Annotated in this window: 13 protein-coding genes and 4 pseudogenes; 8 read left to right on the forward strand and 9 right to left on the reverse strand. The window is 71.7% G+C overall.

The genetic code is table 11. The features are described from left to right. Positions 1 to 331: 331 nt before the first annotated feature. From LJ657_RS22340 to LJ657_RS49010, 4 genes are read left to right on the forward strand one after another with little or no spacing between them, the layout of a single operon-like run. Complete coding sequence (locus LJ657_RS22340; protein WP_232650519.1) at positions 332 to 715, forward strand: hypothetical protein; 384 nt, start codon at positions 332 to 334, stop codon at positions 713 to 715. Next, complete coding sequence (locus tag LJ657_RS22345; RefSeq protein WP_232650520.1) at positions 712 to 1,671, forward strand: FAD:protein FMN transferase; 960 nt, start codon at positions 712 to 714, stop codon at positions 1,669 to 1,671. The genes LJ657_RS22340 and LJ657_RS22345 overlap by 4 nt, the downstream gene beginning before the upstream one ends. Next, complete coding sequence (locus LJ657_RS22350) at positions 1,668 to 2,354, forward strand: ferric reductase-like transmembrane domain-containing protein (RefSeq protein ID WP_232650521.1); 687 nt, start codon at positions 1,668 to 1,670, stop codon at positions 2,352 to 2,354. The genes LJ657_RS22345 and LJ657_RS22350 overlap by 4 nt, the downstream gene beginning before the upstream one ends. After that, entirely contained in the window at positions 2,351 to 3,904 is a 1,554-nt protein-coding gene (locus tag LJ657_RS49010; RefSeq protein ID WP_372487951.1) for a ferredoxin, read from the forward strand. Before LJ657_RS22350 ends, LJ657_RS49010 begins: the two co-directional genes overlap by 4 nt. Before the next feature lie 16 nt (positions 3,905 to 3,920). On the opposite strand, the pseudogene LJ657_RS22370 reads toward LJ657_RS49010, so the two are convergent. The 3 genes and pseudogenes from LJ657_RS22370 to LJ657_RS49020 all read right to left on the reverse strand — a co-directional run. Then, positions 3,921 to 4,296 (reverse strand): annotated as a pseudogene (locus LJ657_RS22370) (glycoside hydrolase family 65 protein); the annotation flags it as partial. A 41-nt stretch (positions 4,297 to 4,337) separates the two neighbouring features. Next, positions 4,338 to 4,454, reverse strand: a complete 117-nt coding sequence (locus LJ657_RS49015) for a universal stress protein (protein WP_372487952.1) — start codon at positions 4,452 to 4,454, stop codon at positions 4,338 to 4,340. Between the two features lie 421 nt (positions 4,455 to 4,875). Beyond that, positions 4,876 to 5,148: pseudogene (locus LJ657_RS49020) on the reverse strand (adenine nucleotide alpha hydrolase family protein); the annotation flags it as partial. Positions 5,149 to 5,279: 131 nt separating this feature from the next. On the opposite strand from LJ657_RS49020, the gene LJ657_RS22380 reads away from it, so the two are divergent. Next, positions 5,280 to 5,735, forward strand: coding sequence for a Crp/Fnr family transcriptional regulator (locus tag LJ657_RS22380; RefSeq protein WP_372487959.1), 456 nt, complete (start codon positions 5,280 to 5,282; stop codon positions 5,733 to 5,735). Between the two features lie 332 nt (positions 5,736 to 6,067). Further along, positions 6,068 to 6,124 (forward strand): annotated as a pseudogene (locus LJ657_RS48650) (hypothetical protein); the annotation flags it as partial. Positions 6,125 to 6,307: 183 nt separating this feature from the next. Here LJ657_RS48650 and LJ657_RS22390 read toward each other — a convergent pair. Next, positions 6,308 to 7,246 carry a pyridoxamine 5'-phosphate oxidase family protein gene (locus LJ657_RS22390; protein ID WP_232650727.1) on the reverse strand — a complete coding sequence of 313 codons (939 nt, stop codon included), beginning with the start codon at positions 7,244 to 7,246 and terminating at the stop codon, positions 6,308 to 6,310. Positions 7,247 to 7,431: 185 nt separating this feature from the next. On the opposite strand from LJ657_RS22390, the gene LJ657_RS22395 reads away from it, so the two are divergent. Further along, on the forward strand, positions 7,432 to 8,106 hold the full coding sequence (locus tag LJ657_RS22395) for a CBS domain-containing protein (RefSeq protein WP_232650522.1): 675 nt from the start codon (positions 7,432 to 7,434) through the stop codon (positions 8,104 to 8,106). 53 nt (positions 8,107 to 8,159) lie between these two features. On the opposite strand, the gene LJ657_RS22400 is transcribed toward LJ657_RS22395, so the two are convergent. The 5 genes and pseudogenes from LJ657_RS22400 to LJ657_RS22420 form a co-directional block, all read right to left on the reverse strand. Beyond that, the gene (locus LJ657_RS22400) at positions 8,160 to 8,618 is read right to left on the reverse strand and encodes an Hsp20/alpha crystallin family protein (RefSeq protein ID WP_232650523.1); all 459 of its coding nucleotides are present in this window, start codon (positions 8,616 to 8,618) and stop codon (positions 8,160 to 8,162) included. Positions 8,619 to 8,621: 3 nt separating this feature from the next. Continuing rightward, positions 8,622 to 8,933, reverse strand: a complete 312-nt coding sequence (locus LJ657_RS22405) for a DUF1876 domain-containing protein (protein WP_232650524.1) — start codon at positions 8,931 to 8,933, stop codon at positions 8,622 to 8,624. A gap of 20 nt (positions 8,934 to 8,953) precedes the next feature. Then, a pseudogene (locus LJ657_RS22410) lies at positions 8,954 to 9,736 on the reverse strand (nicotinate phosphoribosyltransferase); the annotation flags it as partial. 39 nt (positions 9,737 to 9,775) lie between these two features. Beyond that, positions 9,776 to 10,393 (reverse strand): Rv1733c family protein, encoded by a 618-nt coding sequence (locus LJ657_RS22415; RefSeq protein WP_232650525.1) that lies wholly within the window; start codon positions 10,391 to 10,393, stop codon positions 9,776 to 9,778. A gap of 137 nt (positions 10,394 to 10,530) precedes the next feature. After that, the gene (locus LJ657_RS22420) at positions 10,531 to 11,349 is read right to left on the reverse strand and encodes a universal stress protein (protein WP_232650728.1); all 819 of its coding nucleotides are present in this window, start codon (positions 11,347 to 11,349) and stop codon (positions 10,531 to 10,533) included. Between the two features lie 255 nt (positions 11,350 to 11,604). Here LJ657_RS22420 and LJ657_RS22425 point away from each other — a divergent pair, with 255 nt between their 5' ends. Next, the gene (locus LJ657_RS22425; RefSeq protein WP_232650526.1) at positions 11,605 to 12,474 is read left to right on the forward strand and encodes a universal stress protein; all 870 of its coding nucleotides are present in this window, start codon (positions 11,605 to 11,607) and stop codon (positions 12,472 to 12,474) included. The last annotated feature ends 27 nt before the right edge of the window (positions 12,475 to 12,501 follow it).

Genomic DNA, 12,501 nt, shown 5'->3' on the forward strand with positions numbered 1-12,501 from the left:
CCGGGGCGCCACGAGGTCGCCTACGCCTTCTGGGGATGGTCACCTCCAACGGCAGCACGGCACACCTCGAGGACACCCCAGGGGGCGGGCTGACCGTCGTACTGGATCTGCCTGCCACTGTGGCCGGAACGCGGGCACGAACACGGTGTCGCGTCGTTGAAGAGCGGCCCGAATCGGACCACCGGGCCCTGAAGGCGACGGGACCCGCACGGTGGGACACCGAGATCTTTACCTGTTCTGAAGAAGACGTGAGCAAGTTCCTCCGCGCCGTCAGCACAGCCTGGAGGTGCACGCAGCCGATTCGGGCCGCCGATTCACCAGGAGCCCCGCCATGGCACCCCCGTCCGACGACTTCCACCACACGCCCTCCCCCGCCGGTTCCCCGCGCTCCCGCGATAACGGCCTGCGGCGCAGCCGCCGTCTGAACCGGTGGATCGCCGTCACCGCCGTGGCCGGTGCGGCAGCCCTGGGCGGCCTCTTCACCCACCTGTTGCCGGGCGGTTCGGCCGCCTCCGCGCCGCCGGGCCCAGCCGTGCAGCACTCCGCCGCTTCCACCGTCGCGACCACAGGAGGGGGCGACCGGGAACACGGGGAGGCGGGCGACCACGAGGACGACGGCGGCGCGGCGCCGGTCACGCAGCCGACACCGCAGCCCCCGGCGCAGCCGCCCGCCGCCACCCAGCAGCAGCCGCACACCACGACGGGGGCGTCATGACCACGCGCACCCCGTCACCAGCGCAGACCGTCTTCCCCGCACTGGGCACCACGGCCGCCCTGCTCGTGACCGTCCCGAGCACGCTGCCCGCGGCGGAAGAGGTCCTGCGCGCCGAACTGGCCGCCGTCGACCTCACGTGCAGCCGCTTCCGGCCAGACTCCGAACTCACCCGCGTGAACCTGAGCGCAGGCTCCCCTACGACGGTGAGTGAGCGCTTCGCCGAGGCTCTGCAGACCGCCCTGCGTGCCGCCCGGATCACCGACGGCGCCGTGGACCCGACCGTGGGCAGCGCGGTGATCGCGCTCGGCTACGACTGCACCTTCGCCTCCCTGCGCCCCGACGACGCCCGCCCCCTGCCCGTGGCACGTCCGGTGCCCGGCTGGCAGCGCATCCTTTTTGACCCACGCACTCGCCGACTGCGCCTGCCCCCGCACGCCCTACTCGACCTGGGTGCCACCGCCAAAGCTCTCACCGCCGACCGCGCCGCCCGGCTCGCCGCCGCCGTCACCGGAAGCGGGGTCCTGGTCAGTCTCGGAGGCGACCTGGCCACGGCCGGGCCGGCGCCCGAGGGCGGCTGGCGGATCGCGCTCGCCGACGACCACGCGCAGCCCGTCACGGAGCAGGTCCCCGCTGTCACCGTGACCAGTGGCGCACTGGCGACCTCCGGCATCCGGGTGCGCACCTGGCGGCGCGACGGGCGCACCCTGCACCACATCGTCGACCCGGCCACCGGTGAGCCCGCCGCGCCCGTGTGGCGCACGGTCACCGTCGCGTCCGCCACCTGCGTGGACGCCAACACCGCCAGTACCGCCGCGATCGTGCTGGGCGACCGGGCCGAGGCCTGGCTGCGCGGCACCGCCCTGCCCGTGCGGCTGGTCGGCCTCGACGGCGAGGTCGTACGCCTCGGGGGCTGGCCGCCCGATTCCCACGTTCCCGCCCGGGGAGGATGGCGATGACGACCCTGGCTCTGACCGGCAGCCCCCTGTGGTACGCCAGCCGTGCGAGCGGCACCCTCTCCCTGATCCTGCTCACCGCCACCCTGGTGCTCGGGATCACCTCCGGCGGGCGCTCCGCGCCACGCCGGATCGGCCGGTTCGAGATCGGCCTGCTGCACCGCAACCTGTCCCTGCTCACCCTCGTGTTCCTCGCCGTGCACGTGGTGACCGCGGTGCTCGATCCGTTCGTGCACCTGGGATGGGCGGTGTCCCTGGTGCCGTTCGGGGCGTCCTACCGTCCGCTCTGGCTCGGGCTGGGCACGGCTGCCCTCGATCTGCTGCTGGCGGTGCTGGTCACCAGCGCACTGCGGCTGCGGCTGGGGGTGCGGCGCTGGAAGGCGGTGCACTGGCTGACGTACGCGGCGTGGCCGCTCGCCCTCTTCCACGGCGTCGGGACCGGCACCGACACCCGGCTCCCGCTCCAGCTGTGGCTCTACGCCGCCTGCCTGGCCTCGGTGGTCGGTGCCGTGTGGTGGCGCCTGGCGAAGGCGGGCCCTGGACGGGCCGCGGGGCGTCTGGTGGCCGCCGTGGCCGCGACCGCCGTACCGGTGGTGCTGGCGGCGTTCCTCGCCACGGGGCCGCTGCAGCCCGGCTGGGCCCAGCGCGCCGCCGCGACGACGGTCCTGCTCGGGGGTGGACGGTGAACTCCTCGACCGCCGCTCCCTTCGCGCCCCACCACCTCACACCCCAGCCGGACTCCCCCACCGGCGCCCGACTGCTGGCGGGCTGGTACGCCACCGGCCGGCCGGCCACCCTCACCGATCACCTCCGGCGCTACGGGCCGGCCCCGGTCGCCATGGCCCTCGGCAGCCCTGAGTCCATGCCGCTGGTGGAGGCCGTCGAGGCTGCGGGGCTCACCGGACGCGGCGGCGCCGGGTTCCCCACCGCCCGGAAACTGCGTGCCGTCGCGGAGCGCCGTGGCCGCGCCGTGGTCGTCGTCAACGCCATGGAGAGCGAACCCGCCAGCCGCAAGGACCAGTTCCTGCTCGCCGTCGCACCCCACCTCGTCCTGGACGGTGCCGTCCTGGCCGCGACCGCCGTCGGCGCCGAAACCGTCCACGTGTGCCTGCCCCGCACCCGCTCCATCCAGTATTCCCAGCTCACCGCCGCCGTGGAGGAGCGCCGCCGCGCCCGCCTCGACCGGGTTCGGCTGCGCCTGCACGCCCTGCCGCACGCCTACGTCTCCAGCGAGTCGACCTCCCTGGTGCGCTGGCTCAACGGCGGCCCGGCCCGCCCTCAGGGCAGCCCGCCACGCACCCACGAACGCGGCATCGGCCGCCGCCCCACTCTGGTCCACAACGCCGAGACCCTCGCCCACCTCGCCCTCATCGCCCGCCACGGACCCGACTGGTTCCGGCAGGCGGGGACCCCGGACGAGCCCGGCACCACGCTCGTCACCGCCTCCGGCAGCGTCGCCGCCCCGGGTGTCCTGGAGGTCGCGCTCGGCATGCCCCTCGCCATGCTCCTCGACCTCGCCGGAGGCCGCACCGAAGCCCTGCAGGCAGTCCTGCTCGGTGGTTTCGCCGGCACCTGGCTCCCCATGAAGCAGGTGCACACGGCTTTCACCCGGCGCGACCTCGCTCCGCTGGGCGCCACACCCGGCGCGGGCGTACTCGTCGCACTCCCCCACTCAGGCTGCGGGCTGACCGAGACGGCCCGGATCCTCGCCTACCTCGCCGCCCACAGCGCCCGCCAGTGCGGCCCCTGCCACTTCGGGCTGCCCGCCGTGGCCGAGGACTTCACCGCGCTGGCCGCCGGACAGGCCGACGCGGGACCTGTTGTCCCGGCTGCACCGGCGGATCGGTCTGCTGCCGGACAGGGGAGCCTGCCGCCACCCCGACGGTGCCGCCCGCCTCGCCGCCTCCGCCCTGCGCACCTTCGCCGACGACGTCGACCAACACCTCACCCAGGGCGCCTGCCCCGCCGCCAGCCGACCACCCCGGCTGCTCGTTCCAGCCGCCTCGCCCCCGGAGACATGGCGATGACCCCCGCCCGGACCCTGCGCATCGACCGCATCGCCTGCACGGGCCAGGGCCTGTGCGCCGAACTGCTCCCAGAACTGATCGACCTCGACGAATGGGGCTACCCCGTCATCAAGGACCGAGCCGTCCCCGACCATCTGCGCACCCACACCCGCCGGGCGGTCCTCGCCTGCCCCCGCCTTGCCCTCCACGCCGACGACGGCCCAGCGTGACGCGCCGTATGTCCCGCGCCATGTGCACCAGGCGTATCTGTCGCACCCTCAGCACGCCCGCCTCGCCGGCCCGGAACAAGAACGTGCGCGTCAGCGTGGCGCGGCGCAGGTCCAGGGTGTGCCGGTGGTCGAAGGGCTGCCGTACGTCGGGAGAGAACCACCGGCCCGCCGCTCCCTCGGCGGAGCGCGGACGGAACCGCAGGAGCAGCCAGTTCGGGAGGTTCACCAGGTCCTCGTTCATCGCCTGGCGCCCCGCCACGGTCGACTCCCGCTCGGCACTCGGGCACCGCGCCGCGGGTGGCGAAGTGGCCGTTGCCCAGCGTGCAGAGCGACTCGCGCAGCCGCTCGGCGGCGGGGTCGTACCCTTCGTACTCCCAGGTCCACTCCGACATCCGTCGGCCTCACCCTCTCCCGCCACCGCACGTGCGGGAGTTCAGGCTCGCTGCGGGACGACGGCCACCGGGCACTCGGCGTGATGCAGCAGGGCGTGGGCGACCCTGCCGAGTTGCAGGCCGAAGTGGCCGTGCCGTCGCAGGGCGCCGACGATCACCAGGTCGCGTCGGCCGCAGCGTCCTGGAGGACCTTGTGGGCGGGGCCTTCCACCGCCCGGCGGTGTACTTCGACCCTGGGGTGATCCCGTACCGCGTCACGCAGTGCTTCGGTGAGGGTGGAGGCGCGTTCCTCGTGGACACTGGCGGCGCCTTCGAGCTGGGAGTCCCCCGGACGGAGTCTGAGGGAGATTGATCCATGTGCTCATGAGCAGGGGAGCGCCAGGCCCGCACGGCATCCAGGACGCAGCCGCGCACCTCGGCCTCGTGAAAGGCGAACCGTACGGCGGCCGAGCCCTCGGTGGAACCGCCGACCCCGAGCACCATCCGGCCGAAGGAGCCCTGCCGGTTCCGTTCCCCGCCACGGACCACGATGACCGGGCACACGGCGCGGGCCGCGACCGTGAGGCTGACCGAGCCCAGCAGCATCCCGGTGAGCTCGCCACGGCCGCGAGAACCCGTGATCAGGGCAAAGGAATCATGGCCCGCGTGCAGCAACACGGACGCGGCGTCGTCGGGCGGCACCTCACTCGACACCTTCAGCTCCGGCTTGCGGAGCTGGGCACCTTCCGCGCCGGACGCAGCGATGTGCAGGCGATCGGCTTCGGGAGCAGACCTCCGTCCCGGTTGCACCACGCCCGTTTGCGGCGATCGTGGAATTACGGCCCGGAGGAACACAGCGGTGAGGCACCCCATCGCCAACGCGGCCCTCAAGCCGACGAAGACCACGGCCCACAGGGTGAGATGTCCATGACCGGATGCGAAGCCGACCGGACACGAAGCCCGGCCTCCACCTTCGAGGCCATGGAGAAGGGAAGGCCATCGTGGTGACCAGGCCCGGCGTTTTCGGCGCCCTGACCCCGGAGCATCGCGAGCAGCTCATGGCAGTCGCTCGCGAGGTGTCGTTCGAGACGGGCGAGCGCATCTTCAACGAGGGCGGAAAAGCCGACCGTTTCTGGATCATCCACACGGGCACGGTCGCACTCGACGTTCACGTGCCCGGTCGGCAGGCAGCGGTCATCGAGACTCTCGGCGTCGGCCGACTGCTGGGCTGGTCCTCGCTGGTGCCTCCCCATCACTGGCATATGGGGGCCGAGGCCGCCAGCCCGGTGCGCGCCTACGAGTTCGACGCGGCGGCGGTCCGTGAGATGTGCGCCAAGGACCCGGCGCTGGACCACGAGCTGTGCACCTATGTCACCGGCGTGATCGCGCGCCGGCTCAGGTCCGCCCGGGTGCGCCTGCTCGACCTCTACGCGCCCCACGGCGCGGGCGAGGTGCCCTGACGAGACAGGACGAGCTGCCTGGACATGCCCGACACCCCGCACGTCGTGGGCGATGTGGTGACCCAGACAGTCGTGGCGATCGGACGCGACGCCCAAGGAGGAGTTCCGCGAGAGCGACCCGAGCCTCTACGAGCAGCGCCGACGGCTCTCCGACGTCGCCAAGGCCGGCGCGGTGGCGGCGGATGAGCTCATGAGCACCCCCGCCATCACCGTCCACCCCGACGTCACCCGGCCCATGGGGCCCATGGGGCCCATGCGGCCCATGCGGCCCATGCGGCCCATGCGGCCAGGATCATGGCCGTCCGGCACGGCAAGCGGCCATCCACATCAACGTGCACGAGGGAGTCGTCACCCTCCGCGGGCACATCCGCGACACCTCGCTCATCTCGGTCGCCGTGCGCCTGGTGCGCGCCGTGGAGGGGGTCGTGGACGTCGAGTCCCACCTCACCGCCGAGTCCGCCACTCACGCGGAACCGGGACAAACCCTCAAGCCCGTAAGCGGAAGGTCCAAGCCCGAAGGCGGGAGGTCCAGCCTGCAGCAGTTCAGGGCGGGGCAGACAGGAGCTCCTCCCTCACCTCTGGGCCGAAGTGATACGGCGCCCCGTGATGCGGGTCGGCTGGATCGACACCCACATCTCGCGTTCCCTCCCCGCCCACGGCTTGGAGTGGGCGCGATCGACCAGCTCCCGCACCTCGTGAGGGTCGGTCACCTCGCGCGCAGGTCCGACGACGAGCACGCTCCAGCCCTGGCTCATGGCCTCGTCGATGTGGTCGACCTCGAAGGCGACTTCCGACCCCACTGCCCTCGCCGGGACCGAGTCCGGCGCGGTCCGGAACGCGATCGCATCGCCTGCGACCTCGTAGTTCACCGGAACCACCGCCGGGCCTTGCGATGTCGACACCGCGACGCGCCCCACCCCGTACGCGGACAACCGGGCGCGGCATTCATCGGGGCCGAGGTCCAGCAGCTGAGGATGCAGGAGCGCCTGACCGCCCTGTCCGGGCGGCAGATCCATGCCGCCGCCGCGCAGCGCGACGATGGTGGTGCCCAGCGCGTCAGCCAGTCGAACAAGACTGGCGGTGGTCGGGTTGGCCGGCCGTTCTTCGACGTACGCCAGATATGCCGGTGCCATCCCGGCGCGGCGGGCCGTCTCTTCACGGGTCAGTCCTCGGCGCGTGCGTTCGGCGGCGACGCGGCGGCCGACGTCACCGGGATCGGGCGGCCTGCGCGGCGGGCTTGCAAGGGCCTGGGCGCTGCTCGGCCTGCCCGGCTGGTCCCCGGGTGGCCGGGCAGGTTCGTGTGCGCTACCGGGCCCGTGCTCGTGCTCGATGTGACGGATGTGCGCGTCGGGCCCCGGGAAGACCAGCGTCACGTCGTCCGTGTCCGACCAGCGCACGTCGTAGGGCGGTGTGCCATCCTCGTGGTGGAGTCCCACAATCTCGCCATCGCGCCTGGTGGCGCCGGTGGAAGGGCTTTCGATCACAAGTTGGTCGCCGAGTTGAGCTCGCATGATCGCCACCGTTTCCTGAGAATGTTGCTGTAACCCAACGTGCCACGCACGACGTGCCCACGCACGAGATGAGACATCCGGTGATCCGGACACAGCCGACGGCCCCCGGACAGCCGGACGACCGCTCAGGGGCAGGTCCAGCACCTGCACCGCTGGTTGTCTCACGCAGGGAACGGAGAGGCGACATGCACCACCGTACGGTCGCAGAGCTCATGACCCGGGACGTCGTGCGGGCCAGGCGCGACATGCCGTTCAAGGAGATCGTCAAGCTGCTCGCAGAGAACGACGTCACCGCCGTGCCCGTGGTCGACGAACTCGACCACCCCCTGGGCGTGGTGTCCGAGGCCGACCTGCTGCGCAAGTCCTCCGCCCAGGCCGACCCGTCCGGCCTGACACCGGTCCCCCACCTTGAGGAATGGGAGCGTGCCAAGGCCCAAGGTGCCCGGGCCGAGGAGCTGATGTCGGCTCCTGCCGTGTGCGCGCGTCCCGAGTGGACCGTGATCGAGGCGGCTCGCCTCATGGCGGCCCAGAACGTCAAGCGACTGCCTGTGGTGGACGAGGCGGACCGGCTGCGGGGCATCGTGAGCCGCGGTGACCTGCTGAGGATCTTCCTGCGCCGCGACGACGCCATCCGCGACGAAATCACGGTCGACGTACTGCGCGGGACACTCGGCCCTGCTGCCTCGGAGGTGACGGTCGAGGTGCGCGAGGGGCAGGTCGCCCTGGGCGGATCCGTCGAGGCCAAGGCCCTGATCCCGGTGATCGAGCGGCTGTGCCGGAGTGTGGACGGCGTGGTCTCGGTCTCCGGGCACATCGCGTGCCGGACAGAAGGCTCCCGTGCTTCCCACCACGGCACATGACCCCGTTACGGTGATGCGCAGTCAGCCGCTGATCCCGATACGCAGTTGCCGAGTCAGCCGGTGATCTCGACGCGACGCGGTTTGGCCTTCTCGGCCTTCGGAACGCGCACGGTGAGCACTCCGTTGGTCAGGTCGGCGCTGATGTGCTCGGTGTCCGAGTTCGGCGGCAGACTCGTGCGGTAGTCGAACTGCCCGATGTGCCGGGCCTGTCGCCGGACCACACCGGCGCGTTCCTTCTCCTTGATCTCGCCGTGGACGTCGATCTCGGACTGCGAGACCTCGACGGTGATCTGGTCCTTGTCCACGCCGGGAAGCTCCAGCTCCACCAGATACGCGTCCTCGGTGTCCTCGATGTCGGCCAGCGGCGCCCACACCCCGGCGACTCCCGGTTCACCGCCACCGGGGAACGCGGACTGCATCAGCCGGTCCATGCGGGTGTGCAGTTCCTCAAGTTCGCGGAAGGGGTCCCATACCGGGAAAGCACCCCTGCCATGACGGACGGGCAGTGTCATCGGTCATCCTCCTTGTGTCTGATCCGGCAACGGCCATCCGGTCTCCGGCCGGGCACTGCGCCCGGTGGCGGGCGCGTCCTCGCCCTCGATGTCGCGCTCTGCGAAATCCACCAGCTGCCGGCCGAGGTCGTGCATCGCTCTGCCCGCCGCCAGTTCGTCTCCGATCTCGGGCACGTCCGCGTCGGCGGGGTTCCGGTGTGCGGCACCGTGCCCGGTGAGCTCCGTGGTTCCGGTGTCCAGCACCACACGCGCTTTGGTCGTTCCCTCTTCCTCGAAGAGATAGAGGCGGACCTTCCATTCAACGGTATGCGGCATCACGTTCCTCCTCATCCCGGTACGGAGCACTGTGGTCCGGATGCGCTCGGCTCACGGCTTCGCAGGTCCGCGTCCGAGGCCCGGACGTCGTCCTCGGTGTCGTAGGTGTCCACCAGGAACGTCACCGGAACGGGTTGCGAGCGGGCGAAGGCACGGAACGCCTCCTCCTCCGCGGCGAACGCCTCGATGTAGGAGTGGGCCATCGTGCCGACGGCCGTCAGCCCGTCGGCGGTGGCCGCGGCGACGTTACTCGTTCCCGCGAAGCCGACCACGGCGCTCAGCCGGGCGGCCTGGTAGCCGGCTTCGGGGCCGTGGGCGCGTCGCAGGGAGAAGGCGCGTCGCAGGGAGAAGTCCACGACCGGGTGTCCGGCTGCGGCCAGGACGCAGCGGGCGGCCTTCGAGGCGATCGTCGTCTGGTGGTTGACCTGGTCGAGTACGTACGTTTCGACCAGCTGTGCCTGCGGGAGCGGGGCGGTCACCTCCAGCAGGGGCTCTCCCGCGAGGACGATCCGCCCCTCCGGAACCGCCCGGACCTGACCGGTGAACTCCATGCCGAGCAGCGGTTCCAGATCGCGGGCGGGCCGGTGCAGCGCGGAGGCGAAGGCGTCGACGTCCTCGACGGTGATCCGGCAGCCGGAGAGGAAGTCGAGCGACGACTCCAGGCCGGCGGCCACGAGAAAGCCCCGGTCGGGCGGCATGTCACGGACGAAGAGACTGAACGTCGCCGGGCCTGTCAGGCCCTCCTTCAGGTACGACATCGCCATCGTGACCTCGTACAGATCAGTGGTCGTCGCATCGGACATCGACGTCACCTCCCGGACGCCATCCCCGGCCCCGGCCTGTCACCCGTGGAACCGGGCGGACCACAGCGGCTCCACCAGGTCCCATTCGGCGTCCCACTGCGCGTACCTTCCGCAGTTCAGCGCCAGCCGCACACCTTTGCGCGCGGCGACGAAGCCGACGTACACGCCAAGCGCTGTGAGGCCGCCCGTCAGCCAGCCGGTGGCTGTCGCATTGCTCGCGGACATCGGTGGATCCTGTACGGTTCCCTCCCGGTCCACCCAGATCCGCACGGTCGAACCCGCGGTTTTGTCCAGTGGTACCTGGGCGGTTCCGGTCCGCTGCCGGCCGCCCTTCCCGGTCCAACTCACGTGCGCAGTCTGCTTGTTGTGCGCGACACTGCCCGGTGCCGCCTCGGGGGCCGAGGTCACTCTCGCTGTGATCTGGTGCCGCTGCGCGGACTGGGCCTGGACGGTGCGCATCGTGGAGTCGTAGGCAGCCAGCCCCACGGTCACCGAAGCCAGCGGCAGTCCAAGGGCGAGCAGCAGGAGCAGCAACCTCGAGCACCAGGCTTCGACGCGGTCGGACGTACGCCGCAGCGGGTTCCCGCCCTTGGCCGGGTGCTGCTCCTGGTGCGGCCGGTGCGGACCGGATGCGTGCGGCGAATCCTGAGTGCTCATGGTCTGGCCTCCAGCTTGTCGCTGGTGCATCCCCCGCCACGTCCGGCTTCCTCACCACCTTCCAAGGGCAGTGGGACTCGGTCACGGGGCCGAAGGTCCCTGTCGGCCGGCACTCGGCCCACCCCGCCCGTCACCGGTCAGATCTGGGGGACGACCGCGATCGGGCACGGGGCGTGATGCAGCACCGCGTGGTTGACCAGCCCCAGCTGCAGACCGAGGTGCCCATGCCGCCTCCGGGCTCCCACGACGAGCAGATCAGCGCCGGCCGCGGCGTCCAGGAGCGCCGCTCGTGCCGGGCCCTCGACCACCTCGCTGCTCACCGGCACGTCCTGATACCGCTCCGCGCTCTCGCGCAGCGCCTCGGCGAGCACCTGCGCCGGCGGGCGTCGCAGGGCTTGGAGGGCGTATCCGGACAGGCCCGGAGGCCCGGGGTTCCCGACCGGGACACTCCAGGCGTGCACCGCCACCAGCCGGCAGCGCCGCACGTGGGCCTCGCGGAACGCGAACTCCACGGCCGTACCGCTGCCCTCCCCGTCCTCCACACCGACGACGATGTTCCCGTACCGGCCGGCCCGGTGCTCCACCCCGCCGCGCACGACGACGACCGGGCAGTCGGCGTGGGCGGCGACGGCCAGGCCGACCGAGCCCAGGAGCATCCCGGCGAGGTCTCCGAGCCCCCTGGACCCGAGCACCAGCGCGAAGGCGTTACGCCCCCGTACGACCAGGGCGGACGCCGCCTCCTCGTGGAGCACCTCGCTCGACAGCCGAGCTGTGGGAGCAGTCTTGGCGGCACGTTCCGAGGCTGCGCCGATCACGTCGGACGCCTCGCGGTCCCCGGCCACCGCGTGCAGGAGGTGGAGCGGCACCCCGTGCCGGACCGCCTCGGCGGCGGCCCAGTCCACTGCCTCCAGGCTCGCCTCCGACCCGTCGACACCGACCACCAGGGGAATCGTCACCACCCCTGTCTCCTCTCTGTGCCGGGTTCCGCTTCTACCGGGTTCCGCTTGTACCGGATTCCGCTTGTACCGGATTCCGCGCCCGAGGCACCTCCTCCACAGGTCCACATGCGCCGAGGAAGGGATTGGGGTACTCCTCGAATGAGAGAACGCACCACTCGGCATGTCGGCGCCGTCCGGACCATCCACGCCATCGGACTCGTTCACCGTCATCCACCGTCGTTTCCAGCTTCCTACGAGACGGAGACCGCCGCCATGGAGCCAGTCGTCACCGTGGGCCTCGACGGCTCACCCGAGAGCCTTGCCGCTGCCCGCTGGGCTGCCGACGAGGCGGAGAAACGCAAGCTCACCCTGCGCCTGCTGCACGCGTGGCCGCTGCTGGTGCCGGAACCGACGAGCATCCCCTCGGAAGTCGATCAGAACTACTGGGCGAAACGTCTCGTCCACACCGCGCGGGCGGAGCTCCAGGCACGCCACCCGGGCCTGTCCGTCATCGGGAACCTCGTCGCCGACGACGCCCAGAACGCCCTGCTCGAAGCCGCATCGGACTCCGAGATGCTCGTGCTCGGTTCGCGGGGGCTGGAGTCCGTCGAGAGCTACTTCCTGGGCGACGTCAGCATGCCCGTCGCGGCACGGGCCGAGCGGCCGGTGGTGCTGGTCCGCGCCGACGCCCAGGAGGAAGGACCGCCCCAGGCATCCGTGAGCCGCGTGGTCGTGGCCTTGAAACTGCACGGATCCTCCGACGACCTGCTCGACTTCGCCTTCCACACCGCTGCCGCCAGAGGCGCTCCTCTCCTGGCCGTCCACGGCCGGAGCGTGCCGCTCCATGCACGCGTGCCCTGGGGGGTGGATCACGACGTCACAGAGGAGATGACGAGGGACGCCCAGAAGCGGCTGGGCAAGGTGCTGCGCCTGTGGCGCGAGAAGTATCCGCAGGTGGACGTGGCCGACAGCATCCGTCTGGCCGGCCCCGCCAAGGCCGTCGTGCGGGCTGCCGAAGGCGCCGCTCTGCTGGTCGTCGGCCGGCGCAAGCATCGTCCGGACCTGGCGCCGCACCTGGGTCCGGTGGCGCAGGCCGCCATTCATCACGGACGCTGCCCCGTCGCCGTCGTTCCTCATGACTGAGAACGGCTTCCGCGGGACATCGGTCCG

This window comes from Streptomyces guryensis (genome assembly GCF_021261325.1).
Taxonomy (GTDB): domain Bacteria; phylum Actinomycetota; class Actinomycetes; order Streptomycetales; family Streptomycetaceae; genus Streptomyces; species Streptomyces guryensis.

Coding starts and splice junctions, on each gene's coding strand:
- LJ657_RS22340 (WP_232650519.1), top strand. CDS start 332: ATGGCACCCCCGTCCGACGACTTCCACCACACGCCCTCCCCCGCCGGT.
- LJ657_RS22345 (WP_232650520.1), top strand. CDS start 712: ATGACCACGCGCACCCCGTCACCAGCGCAGACCGTCTTCCCCGCACTG.
- LJ657_RS22350 (WP_232650521.1), top strand. CDS start 1,668: ATGACGACCCTGGCTCTGACCGGCAGCCCCCTGTGGTACGCCAGCCGT.
- LJ657_RS22390 (WP_232650727.1), bottom strand. CDS start 7,246: ATGCGAGCTCAACTCGGCGACCAACTTGTGATCGAAAGCCCTTCCACC.
- LJ657_RS22395 (WP_232650522.1), top strand. CDS start 7,432: ATGCACCACCGTACGGTCGCAGAGCTCATGACCCGGGACGTCGTGCGG.
- LJ657_RS22400 (WP_232650523.1), bottom strand. CDS start 8,618: ATGACACTGCCCGTCCGTCATGGCAGGGGTGCTTTCCCGGTATGGGAC.
- LJ657_RS22405 (WP_232650524.1), bottom strand. CDS start 8,933: ATGCCGCATACCGTTGAATGGAAGGTCCGCCTCTATCTCTTCGAGGAA.
- LJ657_RS22415 (WP_232650525.1), bottom strand. CDS start 10,393: ATGAGCACTCAGGATTCGCCGCACGCATCCGGTCCGCACCGGCCGCAC.
- LJ657_RS22425 (WP_232650526.1), top strand. CDS start 11,605: ATGGAGCCAGTCGTCACCGTGGGCCTCGACGGCTCACCCGAGAGCCTT.